Consider the following 19,376-nt stretch of genomic DNA (forward strand, 5'->3'; position numbering starts at 1 on the left):
CCTCGTGTCAGTAGCGTAAAGACCCCTCACTTACTTGCCGCTTTTGCACCGGTTTCGTCTTAATTCTTGGGTGCTCTTCGCCCTCTCCCTCAGCGGATGTTCCCCAGCCCGGGTGACGCGACCCGTTCGGTGTATGCGCTCCTGGACGGCGCAGCGATACTCCCCGACTGAAATCTGGTGACGTTTCCTGCGAGGTTTTGATGATGCGGCGGCTGCTTGAGCTGCGGTTTCGTCATTTTCTGTCAGCAAAAATCGTCACCGGGATGTCAGTAGCGGCCATACGCTGATCAACCGATTCGACGTCGGATCGACGACTCCGGTACACAGCCACTGTGGAACGCGACGGGATGAACTCAGGCTCAAGGGTGCAGAGCGGACGTCGACGCCGCGCCTGATGGGCGCATCGGTACCCCTGACCTGCGGCAACACCGGCCGGCGACGGCGTCATCGGCCCTATTCGGGCTCTGCGGCGCCGGGCGCGGGCCGCGCCCGTAGCTGGTCGATCTCGGCTCGCAGCTTCCCCACCTCGGCATACAGGGCGTCGTGGCGGGCCTTGAGGTCTTCGCGCTGGCCACGTAGTTCGGCGAGCAGGTCCTGGTCGGCCTCGTGCAGGGTCTGGATCCGGATCAGCTCGGTGGCGCGGGCTTCGGCCTGCTGCCGGGCCGCCTCCAGTTCGGCGCGCAGGTGCTGGGTCTGCTCGTCGTGGCGCTGGCGCACCCGTTCGAGGTCAGCATGGGTGGCCAGAGTCTCCTCACGCGCCGTGGTGGCATCAGCGGTGGCGGTGGCCAGTTGTAGAGCCAGGGCCGCGGCCCGGTCGCTGTGCTCGCTCAGCTGGGTTCGCAGCCGGGTGCTGGTGTTTTGCGCGGCCTGTAGCTGGCGGCCGCGTTCGGCGAGCTCGTCGTCCAGTGCCGTGCGGGCGGCCTGCAGCTCACGGTTTTCGGTGCGCAGGGCGCGCAGTTGGTTGGCCTGGTCGGCGGTCACGCCTTCGGCGAGTTCGGTGGCCTTCTTGGCGTCGCCGAGCTTTTCGCCGAGTTCGAGCACTTCGGCGCGGGTCTTTTCCCCGATGCGTTCCAGGTCGGCGCGGGCGTTGTCCTCGCGCTCCTCGGCCAGCCGCTGGGCCTGCTCGGCCTCGCGCATCCGCCGTTCGGCACTGATGCGGGCGCGATCGGCGGCCGCGGCCTGCTCGCGGGCGATCGCGGCGTCCGCGCGGTCTTCAGCGGCTTCGGCTTCGGCGGCACTGATCCGGGCCAGCGCGCCGCTCTCGGCCAGGTCGACCTTTTCGGCGAAGCGGTCGAGGAGCGTGCGCAGCGCCTCCTGCAGCGGGCGCGCTTCGGCCAGGACCGCGCCGGATTCGGTCACGGCGGTGGTCACCGCGGTGATCTGCTCTTTGCGCCGCGCGCGGGAGGCGGCGGTTTTGCAGGCGTCGCTGCAGTACTGGCGGGGCCGGCGGCCGGTGGAGCGCGGCAGTGGCTGGCCGTCCCAGGCACATCGGCCGTGCGGGGCCTCCGCATCGGCGGCGGGTGATGGGGGTGGTCCGGTCGTCGCGTCCGGGCCGGCGTCGGAGCGGCCGGTGGCGCCGGACAGGTCGTCGCGCGGCGCCTCGGGTGGGTCGGCCGGGTGGCCTCGTTCCGGGCGGAGGTCGAAATCGGTGGTATTCGGGTCGCCCGCGGATCGGGTCGGGGCATCTTCGGTCACTCAAGCACTCTACCAAAACGTGTCTGCCTGACACGATCAAAAATCGACGTGTCACGTTACGAAAATTAGATCACTTTAAGACATGGCGACAATCGGCATTATCGATATGTAGTTTCCCTATGCATTGCTGGGGCACTGCAAATCTGTAGCGAGCTGCCGGTGATCACCGCTGAGATCGTGTCCCGCCGGAGAGGGCATCTGCGGGTCTACAGGTCAGCGTTGCCCAAGGCGTTGTCGCGCAGGTGGTTGACCGCGCGGATGTCGCGCAGAAAACCACTGCGCTTGGCCCCGTGCTTGGCGATGACGAACCGCCTGTGGAGTAGGCGACGGTGGAATTCGTCGTTACACCGACGCCGAGAGATTCTTTGCGTTGACAGCGTGAAAGGCCCGCCTCCGTGTCCTTTTCAGGGTGATAGCGACTTGCACTTGCGGCGGTCTCTCCACGAAGCACATGAGGTCTATGCGCTTCGGGCTGAAGGTTGGTGCAGGACGGTCAGTCCAACTGACATCACGCGACGTTTCGGGGAAGATGCGGCGATAAGGAAAACCCCTCTGACCTGCGAGTCCGTCACCTGCTGTCAGGGGAAATCGTCATCAGGATGTCAGTGGCGTCCCCTGCCAACGATGAGTGAGCCCCGATTCATGCGCTGGTCTCTTCGCCTGGCCAGGCCCGACACCCGCAGGTCCTCACGTTCAGCGATGAGTTCCTCCCCCAGCTGAGATGCATACGGTGAGTTCTTCGCGCACTCGGCCGGTCTCGGCTCGCTCGGCCCGGCTACCAGCGGCTTTCAGGTCAATGCGCGCCTGATCGAGAGCGGTGATGCGGCCAACCAAGGCGGTTTTTAGCGTGGCGATCTGCCGACGTGCTCGGTAGCTGTAGCGGTGTCTTGCTGAGCGCGGGCGCGTGCAGAGTCGTGCTCGCCGGCCGTACGCCAGGCCGCGCGTTCGGACTCCTCAGCACGCTGCTGCGCCGCAGTCGGCCACCGATCAGCGAGGCGATGATTCGGTGGGCGGTGATCGGTACGCTGCTGCAGCGGATCACCCGGGGGTGTCCCGCTCAGCGGCCCGGACCGCGGCCGCTTGAACAGATCCGCTCAGGCCGATGACCCTCCGTCCTCAGAAGGCGCGAAACCGAGTCAGCAGCTCTTGCGCAGGCTGACCGTCCGCGTTGAACCCGACGAGATCGCGCTGGCCGCTGGGGGTAAGAAAAACAGCGCGTTGTTGCATTCGAAGCAGAAGGTGATCCGCGTCGTGGGCTCGATCCCATAGCCAGGTCGGAAACAGCGCATCCTCTCGCCTGTCGGCAAGCTGGCGACCAGGTCGAGAACCTCGATGCCGTTCGAGTCTCGCCAAGTGCCGACGATCGTTCCGGGAACGCTGGTCCAACGGTGTGAGTTGGAGTAGTCCTCGATCCGGACGCATTCAAACCGCCGGGTCCGTATGTAGGCCGTAGACAGGAGCATCAGGCAAGGATGCCAGCACCACACAATGGCTGGCCTGTGGAGCCGCCGAGGTTTTCGATCACCTCTCAAACACCCACTTAGGATAGATCGAGCAACTGTGGAGCCGACCCGGATGATCGAGCCAGCTCCACAGTCATTACCGATCACAGAGAGGGATCCTCGACCAAATTCAGTCGTCGAAATCCCATTCTAAACCCTGAGCGATAACATCGGCTTCGGCGGAACTATTAAGCCAGCAAATTTCTCCTACCTCCGGAAGTCGCCCCAGCGACAAGGCTTCCCTTTCTATTATTAGCAGAGCTTCAGATGGCGAAACTTCCCAGGGATGAAAGCCATCGTCCCGGAGAGTTCCAGCCACCATAAGACCACTTTTTAGCAGCTGTCCGACCGCGAGGATAGCGAGCTCAAGTGCCTCTTCTAGCGACCTTGCACCACCCACCAGATATACTTGATCTACGACCTGAGCAAAGTGCACCCAGTCGTCAATCCCCATGATCAAAGTACGGTCTACTATGCGCTTAAGTTTCATTGGTCGATATGTACCTTATAAATTCTTCCACCTTCATTAACGTCGATAGTTGCTCCTGTAGATTTAGATTTATTTCTCCAGAAAACCTGCGTTCCATCGGGCAATTCGATCGCCTTTCCTGGATAGTTTGGCTTGTCGATCACCTTTCCTCCTCTTGTGATTTTGTCCCATAGTTTCCGAAGATCCTCCTCTGAAGAAACTACTTTAAAATTGGGGTTCCTACTCCTTCCTTGACTTAGCTTTGATATAACTTCAGAGGCCGTCTCACAGCCATCATTGCTTGCGTTATGGACGAGAGCATCAATGTCCCCTACCGCCACATGATAAGTGTGGGTGCTGGCGATGGTGAGGTTGTGGACGCGCTGGTCGGCCTGATGGTACTGGCGGATGGCGAGTACTTCGACGGTAGCGCTGTTCGGGGTGAGCAGGCGCATTCCGGGGCGCAGGGCCGAGGCGTTGAACCAGTGTCGTTGGTCGCTGGACCAGAAAGGATGTCTGTCAGTCGCGATGACCACGCCGGTGGCATTGCCCTGGGTACCGTCGGTGTCGACGGTGATCTGGACGAGGTTTTTGTCGCCTCGGCTGGTGATGAGGGCGATGACGGATTTGGACTCCGTCTTTCCTGTTTGGGGATCGGTGGCGAGGACCTTGTCGCCTACCTTGACGTTCTCAATGGGTTTGTGTGTGCCATCAGCCATGAGTACACCGGTGCCGGGCACGAAGCTACTGCAGGCCTTGGCGAGTTTGGCGACCGTTTTCTCGGCGGCCTTTACCTCGTCTTTGGCCTTTCCCCAGCTTTTGAACGCGGTGATTGCCTCGTCGGCGTGTTTCCAGACTGCCTTGGCGAGTTTGAGACCTTCCTTCCACTTCCACGGCACGGCATATTTAAGACCTACTTTCGCGGCTAGGCCGCCAGCTAGTGTGCCCAGGACGTTCAGCGCCGTCGCGGTGCACGCGTCGAGGTCGCCGGTTTTGAAGCATTCGAGGCCGTCTTTGATTCCCGTTATTTCTGCGGCGATGTCCGCCAACGCCAGCAGCGCGTTGAGCATCTTTTTCTTCAGCTGGTCGGCCTTGCTTTGGGCGAGGGCCGCCTTCTGTTTCGCGCATGCCAAGCTGTTGGGTCTGCCGCACGGATCGGCCTGACCACTGAACCTTTTTCATCCCTTGGCGGCGATCTGCTGGTCACAGCATGATCGCAAGGCCGATATTCGCCTGACGACGTAGAGAAACCCCTGGTAGACGGGTTGATCACCACAATCACGTCCGTCAAAACCAGGGGCTTCGGATGCTGTTCTATCGTGCTGCCGTCGATTTGTCGCGTTCAACGCTGAACTACGTCGCCGGCCTGATCCGCCGGCACCGCAAGGCGATCGGGTCGGCCTGGCGGCGGCTCAACCCCGGACAACAGGCCCTGCTGGTACTGGTCTACCTGCGCAAGGGCGAGACGTTCGTCGAGCTCGGCGCGGGATTCGGGGTCTCGACGGCGACCGCGTGGCGCTACGTGCAGGAGACGGTGGCGTTGCTGTCGGCACGCTCGCCCAAGCTCGGCCAGGCGCTGCGCAAGGCCAAGCGGGACGGGTTGCACTACCTGGTACTGGACGGCACGCTGATCCGCACCGACCGGATCAAGGCCGACCGACCGTACTTCTCCGGCAAGCACCGCGTGCACGGAATGAACATCCAGGTCATCGCCTCGCCAGACGGAACGATCCTGTGGACCTCTGGAGCTCTGCCGGGCACGGCACATGATCTGAACGCCGCCCGCATCTGGGGCATCCTGCGTGCGCTGGAGCAGGCCGGGATCATCACCCTGGCCGACAAGGCGTATCAGGGAGCCGAGGGCCCGGTCGCCACGCCGTACAAGGGTAAGAACAAGCCCGCGTCGCAGAAGCGGGCCAACCGCTCCCACGCCAAGCTCCGCGGACCCGGCGAACGCGCCAACGCCCAGCTGAAGAGCTGGAAGATCCTCCGGAAGCTACGCTGCAGCCCCGGCAAGGCCGGCCATCTGTGCAAGGCCATCGCCGTTCTTCAAAACCACCGCGTCGCACAGGCCGCCTGAGGATGAAAAAGGTTCAGTGCAAGGCCCACAGGCGCGGCTCCCAGCGTCCGACTAAAGCACGGCCTGAATGACCAAGGAGAGACGACGTCAGCGAGCAACCACCCCGATTTTCAGGCCCGAACGGCCTCCTCCACCGGGGGGAGATTGGAGACTAAAGCGGGTATCGCATGTTCGAATCATGCCGGGGCACTCTTCTGACCAGCGAAAACACCCAGTGACCTGGGCTTTCGCTTTTCACTCCTCGACGGTCGCAGGCAGCTCGATGCCGCTGTAGGCAGCTGATGTCAGCGGCCACGGAGCATGCACGTGATCATCTTGATGGCGTCTGTGCAAGCCAACCGGAAGTCCGAAGGCGTGCGAGTCGGCTGTGGCCCTTCCCTGCGATCGGCTGGCACTCCCCCCTGTCCCGTCCCAAGTCCGACCGTTACTTTGTCTTCGACCAGCCGCGGTTACGGACAGAGCGAGGACGACGATGGTCGAGGTAAACAGCGCTGACCTTGCATGGTTGGACGGAGACGAATCCGAGATTGACAGCACTCTTGGGCACGCGTGGAGTCTGACGTTCATCCGAGGAGTCGACGAAGTCGAGGCGCTCCGACGACTGGGCGCCCGCGAGAATGACATTCGCCCGTTCACGAGTAGCGAGTGTCCGCTACCTGAAGCTGTGCGTGCATGGCGATCCGGCGAGTGGACCGTAGTCATCGAAGCGGCCGCTATGCAACTGGTCAAAGCTGAGATCATGGATGTCCTCTCTACAGGTACCGAAACAATCATGATCTTCAGTAACGTCAACGCCTGGAGCCGGTTCGAGTATTTGGTCGACGGCGAGGTGGTGACCTCTTTCGACCTGGCGAGCCCAGATTGGCGTGAGGGAAGTGATCCTGATCGCTTCGTTGAGATGATGCGTGATGCGGGATTTGATCCCGACGGTGGCCCGGACGATGACGACATCGACTTTGACGAGTCCGACGATGCCGAGGGATCTCTGTTTCTTCTCACTGCGCGGCTGACGGGCGTCGTCCTGACCCGAGAGATCTTTAATGGTCCGCTCTTGGGCGCCATCGTGAAGTAAAAAACCCACCAGACATGAAGAAGGCCCCGGACTCGCCGGGGCCCCTCGTGAGGGTTTCTGATCACACCTCCAGGGCTTTGGTGATCTGCCTGTTGGCACGATCTTGTTGACCTTCGATGCACTTGGCATAGACGCGGAGAAGAACGTCCACACCGTGCCCAGCACGCTGAGCTACCTCGGTTGGCGGGACCCCTGCGTTGAGCCAGAGCGAGACCGCGGCATGTCTCAGGTTGTACGGCCGGGCGGCCAGCGGTGAGGCCGCCTGTTCCGGAGTGAGCGCTATTTCTCTCGCGATCCGCCAGACCCCCGAGTAGGCCGAGGCGGAGAACGGCCGCCCGCCGGATGTGCGGAACAGCCTGCCATCGCCGGCGACGCCGTGTTTCTCGATGTGCTCGCGAAGGATTCGGACGAGACGAGGTGGGATAGGGATTTCCCTGGTGTCGTCGATGGCCCGGTGTTTGAGTCCCCGCGAGTCGTGGGTCTCCCTGGAGTCGGTCCATCGCTTGTTCGCCTGGGGGCGCGCCCTTTCCAGGACGATCAACCCCCAGCCCTCGGCAGGAAGGCCGCAGTTCTGCCGCCGCAACCCTGCCGCCTCTTCCGGTCGGAGAGCCGCGTAGTACATACAGGCGAACAGGGCGGCTAAACGAAGCCCTCGTGAGCGCCCCACCTGCGTTACAGCGGCCAGAAGCGCCCGAGCCTGAACCGGGTTGACGACCGTACGAGGGTCGACCGATGCGGCGGCTTTCGGAGGCTTCCACTTGGTCAGCTTCAGCGGTCAGAGCACTAGAGACAGTACTGCGACGACACGGCCGAGAGGATGTCTTCGGCGCAACATGTTGAGCCGCCGAAGGGGAGAGCAGCGGCATATCGGCCCCTCGACGTGCGTACCTTGCCGCAAGCGACATCATGCTGACGCGGCATGATGTACAGCGGACGTCAGGGCATGATGTCCCCGGAGTTGGGGCCGAGGGTCTGGCCGACGTAGAGGTTGCCGCCGGGTTCACTCGCAAGCAGGACCGCGGTGGGGGCGACCTCCTCGGGCTGGCCGAACCTGCCTAGAGGGAGCTCTGCACGCTTGGCGGCCTTCCACTCCTCGGTGATGCCGGCCACGAGCGGGGTCTCGATAGGGCCCGGGGCGATCGCGTTGACCAGCACGTTGTGTTCGGCGACCTCCAGTGCGAGCGACTTAGTGAACCCAATGACACCGGCCTTGGCGGCGGCGTAGTGACTGAGCGAGCGCCCTCCCTTGATGCCGAGCTGTGAGGCAATGTTGATGACGCGGCCCCATCGCCGCTCGACCATGTGGGGGACGACGTGGCGGCAGCACAGGAAGACTCCGGTGAGATCGACCGTGATCGTCTCCGTCCACATCCGGAGGTCCATCTCGACCAGAGGCGCCTCGGTGAGGATTCCGGCGGAGTTGACGAGGACGTCGATCCTGCCCAGCCGTTCCATCGCGGCTTCGACGGCCCCGGCCACAGACGCTTCGTCGCTCACGTCGACGACGACATGGCCGACCGCTCCGGCCTCCGTGACGACCTTGGCCGCCGGCTCGGCATCGCGGTCAGCGACGATGACCTCGGCTCCCTCGCGAACGTAGGCGTCGACGATGGCGCGGCCTATCCCGCTCGCGCCTCCGGTGATGAGTGCGGTCCTGCCCGCAAGAACCGGCATGAGACCCTCTTTCCCTTTTACCTATTTATTACGGATTCGCCTCAATCGGGCATGCGCACGGTGAGCCCACCGTCGACAACGACGGCCTGACCGGTGACGTAACCGGCGTCGTCGGAGGTGAGGAACCGGATGACGGACGCGACCTCCTCAGGCTGTCCGGCTCGACCCCAGGGGATGTTCGCTCCCGCACGGTCCAACCCCTCCGGGCCCAACGAGTTCACCGGGTCGGAGGACTGCGGGGTGACGATGAGCCCGGGAATCACGGCGTTCACTCGAATTCGCCGGGATGCAAGCTCCACCGCCAAGCTGCGGCACAAGCCGACCACCCCGGCCTTGGCCGCGGCGTAATGTGCGTGCTCGCCCCAGCCGTACACGCCGCCGGCGATCGAGGAGACAGCGACCATCGCGCCGTCACCTCCCATGCGCCCGGCCGCCGAGCGGAAGGTACGCAACACACCGGTCAGGTCGACCTGCAGCATGTCGTCCCAGGCGTCGTCGGTGAGTTCCGAGAGCGCGGCCTTGCGCAGCACGCCCGCGTTGGCCACCGCGATGTCGAGGCGGCCCCACTCGTCGATCGCACGCTGCGCGAACGCCTCGACCTGCGCGGCGTCGCGCACGTCCACCTCGTGCACGACGCATGTGCCCCCGACCTCCTCCACCAGGCGGACGGTCTCGGCGGGGTCGTGCGGGTCACCGGGGTAGGCGCCCACCACGGTTCGTACGCCATGGGAGGCGTAGGCCACGGCCAGCGCGCGGCCGATGCCGCTGGCGGCACCGGTGATGATGGCGACCCGGCCGGAAAGGCCGGACGGGATCGGTGATGTCATGTTGACCTCCAGTGGTGGCGGGTGTGGGGTGCCAAACGGTCAGCCGCCTACTCCGGCGACGGTGGGGAGGAAACGGACATGTTGACCTGCTCGAAGGCGTTCCGCACACCGGCCAGATCGGCCCCGGTCGCCAGCAGGAGGCTCAGCAGAATGCGAGCCTTCAGGCCGTCGAGAAAGCCCGCCGAGATGAGTCCACAGGAGAGCAGGTCCCGCTCGGAGCCGGGGAAGCCGTAAGTCTCCCGCAGCACCTCGCCGCCGCCGGTGCGCGAGGCCAGGACGACGGGCAGCCGCCCGGCCAGCCGCCCGAGCGCCGGAACCACGTGGGCGGGCACGTGGCCGCCGCCGAAGGCCTCGACGACCAGGCCGGCATACCCCAGGGCCTCCACCTGTTCGACCAGGCGGGAGTCGTCACCGAGGGCGGACTTCAGTAGCGCCACCGCGGGAACCTCTTCACCGACGCCGGTCGGCGTGCCATGCAGCTCAGGGGTGCGGAAGGCGATGCGGGGGCGACCCTCGACCATCCAGCCGAGTGGACCGGCCGTCAGTGAGCGGAACGTCGCAGGGCTGAAGGTGTGGGTCTTGCGCACAAAGCGGGCGGCATGGATCTCATCGTTGAACACGACCAGCGTGCCGAGCCCGGACGCCTGCGGGGACGCCGCCACCTGCACCGCGGCGAGCAGATTGGCCGGGCCGTCGGGACCGGCGAGGGTGGGGTTGCGCATGGCCCCGGTCACGACGACGGGCCGCGGGCCGCGTACCAGCAGGTCGAGCGCGAAGGACGTCTCCTCGATGGTGTCGGTGCCCTGGGTGACAACGACACCCGCGACACCGGCGTCGAAGCGCTTGGTGATCTCCGCGGCCAGCGCGACGAGGTCGCGCAGAGTGAGGTCGCCGGACGCCGTCTGACGGAAGGCAACCGTCTCCAGCTCGGCGACCTCCTGCAGCTGGGGCACCGCGTCCACGAGCTCCCGGGCGCCGAGCCGCGGCGTCACCCCGGCCGCGTCACCGCCGGGGTCGTTGGTCGAGGCTATGGTCCCGCCGAGGGAGAAGACCGTCACCTGGGGCAGCCCTGACTGAACCGTCACATCACTTCACTTTCAGTTGATGGCGAGAAAGGTGTGGAACGAGCGCTCGAGCAGCTCGGTATCGATGTCGCGGACGATGAAGACCAGCCGCGTGCCGGGAGGGACCGGGACACCCAGGTGCTCGGGTCGGTGGACGACGTGCTGGACACCGTTGACGGCCACCGGCCCGACCCCACGGACGTCGAGCACGCCCTTGACCCGCAGCACGTCGGTGCCGCGGTTGTGCAACAGCAGGCTCAGCCACACAGAGAAGGCCTGCCAGTCGAGGGGCTCGTCGGTCACCAGTTCCAGGGTGGACACCCCGGTGGTGTGAGTGGCGTCGGCCACGGGCGGGGCAGTCGGCCTGCCCCGCGCCGATACCGCCTCCTCTGCGCGCAACAGCTCACCGTTGGCCGTGACGCTCACGCCTGCGGACGGGTTCATCTCGTGTAGCCGCCGGACCAACTCGTCCACGTCATCGGGCTCGGCCAGGTCGGCTTTGGTGACGAGGACCTCGTCGGCCGCCAGGAGCTGGCGAAGGGCGACCTCATGGTGCTGCTCGATGCTGCCCAGCCCAGTCAGGGCGTCGACGGTGACGCAGACCCGGGCAAGGACGTAGTGGTGCTTCAGGACCGGGTCGTGGGCGACGGTGAAGGCGATGGGCCCCGGGTCGGCCAGCCCGCTGGTCTCGATGACGACGTGGTCCCGGCGCGGCGCGCCTCCGCGCTGCTCGGAGTCCAGCAGGCCGGCCAGGGCCAGGGCCAGGTCCTCCCGGCGGGTGCAGCACGCGCATCCGCCCGACAGGACGACCGGGCGCTCCCCGTCGGTGGTGAGGAGGACGTCGTCGACCATCGTGTGACCGAAGTCGTTGAGGATCACCGCGGGCGCGTTCGCCCCGGCGCGGGCCAGCTCGCGCCGCAGCAGCGTCGTCTTGCCCGACCCGAGAAAGCCACTGAGTAGCGTCACTCCGCGCCGGCTCTGCGCGGACGGGGCAGCCTGCGTGGGGGCGGGCAGTCCCAGGAGAGTCACGTCTGCTCACCCGCCGGAACGCCGGGTGCCAGCGCCTCGAGCAGCACGGGGTCGAGCACGTCGATGCGCCGGGGGCTCAGCCTCTGGGCGGCCTGCCACACCGCGGGTAGGCCGGCGGCGACCTCGGCGGCTCCTTTGCGGTCCGCGACCACGCAGTGCGGGCCGGTGCCCGGGTCTGACACCGTCAGGCCGTAAGGGGCCAGGACCGCCGACAGGATACGCGTACGCCGATATCGCGAGCGGCCCGGCACCGCGTCCGCCCCGCCGTCGGAGACTCCGTCCGACCAGTGGTCCTCGGGGACCAGCTCGTAACAGAGCACGCACATGAAGATGGTTCCCCCTTCGTATCTTTTCGGCCTGGCCAGGGGTGGGGCCGGTGGCCGTGGCCACCGGCCCCACCCATCAGGTCAGGTGCCCGGCATGAACGGGCTGCCCTTGGGACCGGGGAAGGCGTAGCGGCTGCGGAAGTCGTCCGCCGCGTCCTCCATGGTGACCCAGCTGGTGCCTTCGTGGCCGTTGATGTACTCGATCATGCGCTCGAGCATGAGCAGCACCTGCGGCCGACCGGCAACGTCCGGGTGGATGGTGAAGGCGTACACGCCGTAGTCCTGCTCGCGATACACCCAGTCGAACTGGTCCTTCCACCACGACTCGACGTCGCGGGGGTTGACCCAGCCGGCGCTGTTCGGAGCCTTCTTGATGAACATCATCGGCGGCAGGTCGTCCATGTACCAGTTGGCGCCGATCTCGACCAGATCGATGACCTCACCGCGGACCAGCGGCTTCATCCAGGTGCTGGCCTCCTGGGTGTAGTCGATCTTGGTCCATGAATCACCGATTCGGGCGTAGAACGGCATGAAGTCGTGAAGGCCCTGGCCGTGGTCGTAGGTGAAGCCGTACTTCTGCAGCAACGACGTGGTGATTTCCGACATCTCCCACCACGGCGGCACGTAGCCGCGGGGTGCCTTGCCGCTGACCTTCTCGATCAGCTCCACGCTGCGGGCGAGGACGTCCTCCTCCTGCTTGGGCGTCATCGCGATCGGGTTTTCGTGCGAGTAGCCGTGCGCGCCGATTTCGTGGCCCGCGTCGACGATCTTCTTGACCGAGTCCGGGAAGGTCTCGATCGAGTGACCGGGGATGAACCAGGTCGCCGGCACCTCGTACTTCTTGAACAGGTTCAGCACGCGCGGCGTCCCGACCTCACCGGAGAACAATCCTCGCTGGATGTCCGACGGCGAGTCCTCGCCGCCGTACGAGCCGAGCCATCCTCCGACGGCGTCGATGTCGACGCCGAATACGCATTTGATGTCCTTGGGCATATTGATCTCCTTGTAGATGGCGAACGCTGCGAGTTCCGTGGCGGCGCCGAGCTGTTTCGCGGAAAGAGCCGGGAAGACTCTGGGAGTCGAGACCACGCGTCGAAGCTGCGGCGTCGGACGCCGGGCTCAGCGGGACGAAAGCGGTTGACGGACATCTCAGTCGAGCCGCACCTTGCGCGGGTCGACGTTGCGTGCACCGAGGATGATCAGCCCCGAGACCAAGATCGGCAGGCAGCCGAAGAGGAAGGCCGTCGTGGTCCAACTCTGGCCGCTTGCCAGCGCCGCGGTGATCAGCACGCCGCCCAGGATCGAGCCGACTTGTCCTGCAGCGTTGATGATCGAGCCGCCGGTCGCACGGGTGTGGACGGGGAAGCTCTCGCCGTTGAAGAACAGCAGCGCCGCGTAGGGGCCGATCAGGAAGAACAGGCCCGCACTGTAGAGGGCGATGATCAGGCCGAAGCTTCCATTGGGGGCAAGCAGCATGCCGCCGAAGGAGAGCGCGGACATGATCCACCCGATCGCGATGGCGTTGCGACGGCCGATCCGGTCGCCGAACCAGCCGTGGAAGAGGTAGCCGGCGAAGGCCGTCGCGTTGGAGATGATCAGGATGGCCAGCGCGTTGTCGAACGTGATGTCCTTGCCGTCCGCGGCGGTCAGCAGCGAGGTGCCGAGGATCGCGAAAGCGAGAACGCCGAGCCAGTTGAACAGGGTGGCCGCGCCGATCACGACGGTGGAGCGCAGCGACTCGCCCTTGAACGCGGACGCCAGCGGGGTCGACCGGTCGGTCAGGTCCACGCCGATCGAAGCCGCGAGCGCCTTGGCCTCCTCGGTGCGCCCTTCGGCCAGCAGCTTCTCCGCACGGTGACGCACCGCGAACTGCGGGCTCTCCTTGAGGTAGCGCGCCGCCCAGAGCATGAAGAAGGCCGGGAACACGGCGACGATGAAGCACAGCGCCCAGCCGCCGATCGGGAACAGCACGTAGATCGACACGGCCGCGAGCACGGAGCCGATCGGCCAACCCGACTGCACCAGGGAGTAGATGAAGCCGCGGCGACGGGCCTTGGCCGGGTCGGTGTACACCTCGGCGAACAGCTCGTTCAGGTAGGTCGCGTTGATCGCCTGCTCGGCGTAGCCGAGACCGGCCAAGCCACGCACCAGGATCAGGATCACGATGCCGAGACCGGCGACCACGCCGACGGCCCAGCCCGCTATCGCGGTCAGGAGCGAGGCCACGGCCGCTCCGATGACGGAGATGATGATGCCCTTGCGACGGCCGACGCGGTCCACGAAGGGCCCGACGCCGAAGGCGACGAGCGCGGTGCCGACCGTCACCCAGGTGTTGATTCCGGTCGATTGGGCCGATGACCAGCCGTGGTCAGCAGCCAGTTCGGGAAGGAGGTTGCCGAACAACACGAAGTCGTAGACGGCGAAGGTCCAGGCGAAGAAACACACCCAGGTCGCGATCTTCACGTCCCTGTTGGTGATGTGCTGCGGTTGGGAGACCAGCTCAGCAGGGGAAGCAGCCACTAACTTTGTTCCGTTTCTTAGAGTCCGCAACCGGTCCGACGACATGGGGGGTGCGGAGCACACAGCGGTTGGGCAGATCAGACCGATACGCGCGGCTGTTCGTCGGGGGAGCGATGAGTCTGTCCAGCCGCGCATGCCCTATTGGACTCATACCCAATGGGTTAAACTCAGGCCCAATAGGTGAATATGTAAGGCCATTTATAGCCACGGGTCCGTGGCTGGTCAAGGGTCTGTTTGGCATTTCCTGCGGCATCCGTCGTGGCCCCGACGCAGGGTTCGTGCCATCCGAGCCCGTCACGGCGCGGCCTGCTCAAGGGGACTTACGGCGCCATAGCCCCGGTTCCGCCCAGACTGTCTCTTGGGCGGCGCGTCGCCCTGGAGGCCCGAACGTCTTTCATGTAACGTTCAAACATCTCTCATGCAACGTCCAGCATTTGGTACAACAAATGCGTCCTGCTAGATCCCCCAGCACTAGGAGGAACCCCGGTGGGCTCAGCGGCAAAGGCGGAACCGGCGTTCCGGCGCGTATGGGGCGACCTCCGAGCGCAGATCCTGGGTCACGCGTTCCCGCCGGACACCGCCCTGCCCACCGAGGCCGAGATCGCGCGCCAGTACGCCGTGAGCCGCCAGACCGTCCGGCGCGCCTTCCAGGACCTGGTGGCCGAGGACCTGGTGTTCCGCGTGCCCGGCCGGGGCACCTTCGTCACACCGGCCTCGGGGCGCTACCTGCGGCAGTTCGGCTCTGTCGAGGACCTGATGGGCCTGTCGGCCGACAGCCAGCTGCAGGTCCTGCACCCCCTCACCGCCGCGGTCGACCCCACCTCGGCCAGCAGGTTGCGTCTGACTGACGACCGGGTCGTCACGACGTCCTTCCTGCGGCTCCACCACGGGGAGCCCTTCTCGCACACGAGCGTCTATCTGCCGCCCCGTGTCAGGGCACACCTGGGTGAGGTCACGGAGTTGTCCCAGCCCGGGACGGTCAGCCAGGTAACCATCATCGGCCTGCTCGACCAGGTCCTCGAGGCTCCGATCCAGGACGCCGAACAGAGCATCACCGTCGGGACCGCCCTGGCCGAGGTCGCTGAGACCCTGGACCTGCCAGCGCACACTCCCCTGCTGCGAATCGACCGAATGTACTTCGACGCCAATGGTGATCCGGTCGAGCTGGCGATCAGTCACTTCCACCCCGACCGGTACTCCTACCGCACCCGGCTTCGCCGCCACCGCGCGTAGAGAGTCGACGCGCACCGGCCCCGCGAGTCCCGGCTGAGGCGCGTCCCGCGGGAGGGCCGGCCTTGCCGACGCCTCGGCATCCCCACGTCTCCCTGGTTCACGGCAGGGGCGCCGACAGCTGTTGACGCCAGACCTATTTTCTGCCTAAATGGCCGTACATTTCGTATTCTTAGCTATCTCACATTCGAGGAGCTGGCGTTGTGACGTCCATTGCCAGGGATCTGGCGACCTGGGCCGCAGCCCTGGGCCCTACCGCTGACGATCTCGATCTGGCCGATCGTTCCCTGCTGGACACGGTCGCAGTCGCGGTGGCAGCGCGCAACGAGCCCCTGGTTCAGACGGCCTCGTTCCTGTCAGAGGCGGCCCGGTGGGCTGTGGCTGCACACGTGCTCGACTTCGACGACCTGCACATGGAGTCGACGACCCACATCAGTGCCGTCTGCGTTCCGGCCGTGCTGGCAGCCGGGGGTGACGCGCGCGCCTACCTCGCCGCCGCCGGCGTGATGTCCCGGCTGGGGACCGCGCTCGGCTGGTCGCACTACACCTCCGGCTGGCACGCCACCACCACTGCCGGCGCACCGGCCGCCGCCGTCGGTGCCGGTGTGGCCCTCGGCCTCGACGCCGACCGGCTCGCCACGGCCATGGCCCTCGCGGTGCCCGCAGCGGGCGGTGTCCAGCGAGCGTTCGGCACCGACTGCAAGCCGCTACAGGTCGGCTTCGCCGCTGATGCAGGCGTGCGGGCGGCATACCTGGCCGCCGCAGGCGCCAGCGCGGACGTCTCCGCGCTCGATCAGTGGCTGGAGCTGGTCGGGGGCGACCCGAGCGCCGTGGATCTTACCGGCCCTGCGATTCCCGGCGGCCTGGCCATCAAGGTCTTCCCCTGCTGCTACGCGCTGCAGCGCCCGATCAGCGCCCTGGCCGACCTGGCCACCCAGGTGGACGCCGCTCAGGTCAGCCGCATCATGCTCAAGACGCCCAAGGGCACGGTCACCCCGCTGATCCACCACCGGCCGGACACCGGGCTGCAGGCCAAGTTCAGCCTCGAGTACGCCGCGGCGACCGCTCTGCTGGACTCCTACCAGGGCTTCGCGAGCTTCACGGACCAGGCGGTGCGACGACCGGAGGCCCGTCGCCTGATGGACCTGGTCGACGTGCAGCTCGGCGACGGCGGCGACCGGCTGCTCGCCGGAGAGTTCGAGGCGGAGGTCCACACCGGCGACGACGTGCTGCGCGTCCGGTCCCGGTTCCCGCCCGGCTCACCCCAACGTCCTCCCACGCGGGACGAGCTCCTGCGCAAGGTCGAGGATTGCCTCGACGGCACCACGCTTGGCCCCGAGACCATCGGCTGGTCCTCCGCGGGCCAGATCCTGCGCGACCACCTCTGAGACCGACCCGACTTCACGCGCTGAGGCGCCGCACCGATCACAACCCGAGAGGAGTCCCCGTGGAGGGACTGAACGAGGAAGAGCAAGCGATCGTCGAGATGGTCCGTGACTTCGTCAACCGGGAGGTGAAGCCGGTTGCGCAGGAGCTGGACCACACCAACACCTACCCCGAGAAGCTCATCGAGCAGATGAAGCAGCTGGGCGTATTCGGCCTGGCGATCCCCGAGCCCTGGGGCGAGGCTCGCGTGAGCACGCCCTGCTATGCGCTCATCACGGAGGAGCTGGCCCGTGGCTGGATGAGCCTGGCCGGTGCCATGGGTGGTCACACGGTGGTCGCCAAGCTCATCCTCGACTACGGCACTCAGGAGCAGAAGGACACCTACCTGCCGCGTATGGCGACCGGTGAGCTGCGCGCCACGATGGCCCTCACCGAGCCCGGCGGCGGCTCCGACCTGCAGGCGATGCGCACCTCCGCATCCCCTGTCGATGACGAGTACGTCATCAACGGCTCCAAAACATGGATCACCAACGCCCGCACGGCAGAGCTCATCGCGCTGCTGTGCAAGACCGACCCGACCGCCACGCCTGCACACAAGGGCATCAGCATCCTGTTGGTCGAGAAGGGTCCGGGCTTCTCCCTCTCCCGCGACCTGCCCAAGATGGGATACAAGGGCGTGGAGAGCTGTGAGATCACCTTTGACGACTTCCGCGTCCCGAAGTCCTCTCTCCTGGGCGAGCGCGAGGGGCAGGGGTTCGCACAGATGATGCGCGGGCTGGAGATCGGCCGTATCCAGGTGGCCTCCCGGGCCCTCGGCGTCGGCCGAGCCGCCCTGGAGGACTCGCTGCGCTACTCCCAGGAGCGAGAGAGCTTCGGCAAGCCGATCTGGAAGCACCAGTCGATCGGCAACTACCTCGCCGACATGGTCACCAAGCTGACTGCTGCCCGCCAGCTGGTGCTCTACGCGTCGCGTCGCTTCGACGCCGGTGAGCGGGCCGACATGGAAGCCGGCATGGCCAAGCTCTTCGCCTCCGAGACCGCCATGCAGATCGCGCTCGACGCCATCCGGATCCACGGCGGCTACGGCTACTCCACCGAGTTCGACGTGGAGCGCTACTTCCGTGACGCGCCCCTGATGATCGTCGGCGAGGGCACCAACGAGATCCAGCGCAACGTCATCGCACGCCAGCTGGTCAGCCGTGGCACGGTGGCCCCCTGAGATGAGCGAAAATGTCGATGCCCGCCCGTCCGTGACGGTGGATATACCCGCAGCTCGCTCCTGGCTGTTTGTCCCCGGTGACCGCGGCGACCGATTCGCCAAGGCCGCCGCGAGCGGCGCCGACGTCGTGATCTGCGACCTGGAGGACGCCGTCGCCGTGAACGCCAAGGAGCCGGCCCGCGCCGAGGTCACGCGCTGGCTCGGCGCGGGCGGGGTCGCGTGCGTGCGGATCAACGCCCAGAACACGCCGTTCCACGACGCCGACGTCTCCGCGCTGTCCGGGGTGCCGGGCCCGCGCGCCGTCATGCTGCCCAAGGCCGAGGACCCGCGGGCCCTGAGCCAGCTGAGCGACGCCCTGGGCCCGGACACGGTCGTGATCGCGCTGGTCGAGACGGCGCTGGGCCTGCACCGCGCCTATGACCTGGCCTCAGCACCCGGCGTGGCTCGCCTGGCCTTCGGCTCGATCGACTTCGCTCTCGACCTCGGCGCCTCCGAAACCCCGACCTCGATGCTGTTCGCGCGTTCCTGCCTGGTGGTGGCCTCGCGCGCGGCGCGCGTGGCCGCTCCGATCGACGGTGTCACCGTCGCCCTGGACGACCTTTCCGTCGTCGAGGCGGAGGCGGCCACCGCGGCCGGCCTGGGCTTCGGAGGCAAACTATGCGTCCACCCGCGCCAGGTGAGCGCCGTCAACGCCGCGTTCAGCCCCAGCCAGGAGCAGGTGCGCCGCGCCCGGCAGATCCTGGACAGCGTCACCGGCGGCGGCGCGGGACGGCTGGACGGGCAGATGATCGACCGGCCGGTTGTGGAACGCGCCCGGCTGGTCCTGCGACGGGCCGGTGTGGAGCCCACCCCCGACGACCGAAGGAGGTCTTGATGCTCCCGTTGCAGGGCATCACCGTCATCGCGCTGGAACAGGCCGTGGCGGCCCCGTTCGCCACCCGCCAGCTGGCCGACCTCGGCGCACGCGTGATCAAGATCGAGCGTACGGGCGGCGGGGACTTCGCCCGTGGCTACGACGAGACGGTCAAGGGCATGTCGAGCTACTTCGTGTGGCTCAACCGGGGCAAGGAGAGCATCACCCTCGACATCAAAGACCCCGCAGACCGCGCGGTCCTGGACGCGATGCTCGCGCGGGCGGATGTGTTCGTGCAGAACCTCCTGCCGGGGGCGGTGCAGCGGCTGGGCCTGGATGAGGAGAGCCTGCGCGCCAAGCATCCGCGGCTGATCACCTGCTCGATCTCCGGCTACGGCTCGAAGGGCCCCTACCGCGGCAAGAAGGCCTA

At 66.1% G+C, this 19,376-nt stretch carries 18 protein-coding genes; 7 read left to right on the forward strand and 11 right to left on the reverse strand.

What is annotated here, in order from left to right; genetic code table 11:
- Nucleotides 1-453 precede the first annotated feature (453 nt).
- From CHC08_RS35645 to CHC08_RS35655, 3 genes are all read right to left on the reverse strand, one after another.
- Nucleotides 454-1,695 carry a coiled-coil domain-containing protein gene (locus tag CHC08_RS35645; RefSeq protein ID WP_089211781.1) on the reverse strand — a complete coding sequence of 414 codons (1,242 nt, stop codon included), beginning with the start codon at nt 1,693-1,695 and terminating at the stop codon, nt 454-456.
- Between the two features lie 1,632 nt (nt 1,696-3,327).
- The gene (locus CHC08_RS48715; RefSeq protein ID WP_143653471.1) at nt 3,328-3,687 is read right to left on the reverse strand and encodes a hypothetical protein; all 360 of its coding nucleotides are present in this window, start codon (nt 3,685-3,687) and stop codon (nt 3,328-3,330) included.
- Nucleotides 3,684-4,799: a polymorphic toxin-type HINT domain-containing protein gene (locus tag CHC08_RS35655; RefSeq protein ID WP_089211783.1), complete on the reverse strand. Its 1,116-nt coding sequence runs from the start codon at nt 4,797-4,799 to the stop codon at nt 3,684-3,686. Before CHC08_RS35655 ends, CHC08_RS48715 begins: the two co-directional genes overlap by 4 nt.
- A 173-nt stretch (nt 4,800-4,972) precedes the next feature.
- On the opposite strand from CHC08_RS35655, the gene CHC08_RS35660 reads away from it, so the two are divergent.
- Both CHC08_RS35660 and CHC08_RS48720 read left to right on the forward strand, forming a co-directional pair.
- Nucleotides 4,973-5,746 carry a transposase family protein gene (locus CHC08_RS35660; RefSeq protein ID WP_089211784.1) on the forward strand — a complete coding sequence of 258 codons (774 nt, stop codon included), beginning with the start codon at nt 4,973-4,975 and terminating at the stop codon, nt 5,744-5,746.
- 472 nt (nt 5,747-6,218) lie between these two features.
- Nucleotides 6,219-6,818 carry a DUF6461 domain-containing protein gene (locus CHC08_RS48720; RefSeq protein WP_143653472.1) on the forward strand — a complete coding sequence of 200 codons (600 nt, stop codon included), beginning with the start codon at nt 6,219-6,221 and terminating at the stop codon, nt 6,816-6,818.
- A 61-nt stretch (nt 6,819-6,879) separates the two neighbouring features.
- Here the strand turns inward: CHC08_RS48720 and CHC08_RS35670 are convergent, their stop codons facing one another.
- From CHC08_RS35670 to CHC08_RS35705, 8 genes are all read right to left on the reverse strand, one after another.
- Nucleotides 6,880-7,590 (reverse strand): tyrosine-type recombinase/integrase, encoded by a 711-nt coding sequence (locus tag CHC08_RS35670; RefSeq protein WP_089211786.1) that lies wholly within the window; start codon nt 7,588-7,590, stop codon nt 6,880-6,882.
- A 164-nt stretch (nt 7,591-7,754) separates the two neighbouring features.
- Nucleotides 7,755-8,492 (reverse strand): SDR family NAD(P)-dependent oxidoreductase, encoded by a 738-nt coding sequence (locus CHC08_RS35675; RefSeq protein ID WP_089211787.1) that lies wholly within the window; start codon nt 8,490-8,492, stop codon nt 7,755-7,757.
- A 41-nt stretch (nt 8,493-8,533) separates the two neighbouring features.
- Complete coding sequence (locus CHC08_RS35680) at nt 8,534-9,319, reverse strand: SDR family NAD(P)-dependent oxidoreductase (protein WP_089211788.1); 786 nt, start codon at nt 9,317-9,319, stop codon at nt 8,534-8,536.
- Between the two features lie 47 nt (nt 9,320-9,366).
- Complete coding sequence (locus CHC08_RS35685; protein ID WP_245878768.1) at nt 9,367-10,404, reverse strand: asparaginase; 1,038 nt, start codon at nt 10,402-10,404, stop codon at nt 9,367-9,369.
- Between the two features lie 12 nt (nt 10,405-10,416).
- The gene (locus CHC08_RS35690) at nt 10,417-11,412 is read right to left on the reverse strand and encodes a CobW family GTP-binding protein (RefSeq protein ID WP_089211789.1); all 996 of its coding nucleotides are present in this window, start codon (nt 11,410-11,412) and stop codon (nt 10,417-10,419) included.
- Nucleotides 11,409-11,732 carry a hypothetical protein gene (locus CHC08_RS35695; protein WP_143653473.1) on the reverse strand — a complete coding sequence of 108 codons (324 nt, stop codon included), beginning with the start codon at nt 11,730-11,732 and terminating at the stop codon, nt 11,409-11,411. Before CHC08_RS35695 ends, CHC08_RS35690 begins: the two co-directional genes overlap by 4 nt.
- A gap of 87 nt (nt 11,733-11,819) precedes the next feature.
- Complete coding sequence (locus CHC08_RS35700) at nt 11,820-12,827, reverse strand: polysaccharide deacetylase family protein (protein WP_245878769.1); 1,008 nt, start codon at nt 12,825-12,827, stop codon at nt 11,820-11,822.
- 60 nt (nt 12,828-12,887) lie between these two features.
- A complete protein-coding gene (locus CHC08_RS35705; RefSeq protein ID WP_218825650.1) occupies nt 12,888-14,258 on the reverse strand; it encodes an MFS transporter in 1,371 nt (456 codons plus the stop codon).
- A gap of 486 nt (nt 14,259-14,744) precedes the next feature.
- Between CHC08_RS35705 and CHC08_RS35710 the strand changes: the two genes are divergently transcribed.
- From CHC08_RS35710 to CHC08_RS35730, 5 genes are all read left to right on the forward strand, one after another.
- Nucleotides 14,745-15,491 carry a GntR family transcriptional regulator gene (locus CHC08_RS35710; RefSeq protein ID WP_089211792.1) on the forward strand — a complete coding sequence of 249 codons (747 nt, stop codon included), beginning with the start codon at nt 14,745-14,747 and terminating at the stop codon, nt 15,489-15,491.
- 200 nt (nt 15,492-15,691) lie between these two features.
- Complete coding sequence (locus tag CHC08_RS35715; protein WP_089211793.1) at nt 15,692-16,876, forward strand: MmgE/PrpD family protein; 1,185 nt, start codon at nt 15,692-15,694, stop codon at nt 16,874-16,876.
- Between the two features lie 59 nt (nt 16,877-16,935).
- A complete protein-coding gene (locus CHC08_RS35720) occupies nt 16,936-18,093 on the forward strand; it encodes an acyl-CoA dehydrogenase family protein (RefSeq protein ID WP_179282392.1) in 1,158 nt (385 codons plus the stop codon).
- Between the two features lies 1 nt (nt 18,094).
- Nucleotides 18,095-18,967 (forward strand): HpcH/HpaI aldolase/citrate lyase family protein, encoded by an 873-nt coding sequence (locus tag CHC08_RS35725; RefSeq protein WP_089211794.1) that lies wholly within the window; start codon nt 18,095-18,097, stop codon nt 18,965-18,967.
- A partial coding sequence (locus CHC08_RS35730) for a CoA transferase (RefSeq protein WP_179282393.1) occupies nt 18,967-19,376 on the forward strand: 410 nt, incomplete at its 3' end. The genes CHC08_RS35725 and CHC08_RS35730, both read left to right, overlap by 1 nt.

The organism is Streptosporangium subroseum, assembly GCF_900188345.1.
GTDB lineage: Bacteria > Actinomycetota > Actinomycetes > Streptosporangiales > Streptosporangiaceae > Streptosporangium > Streptosporangium subroseum.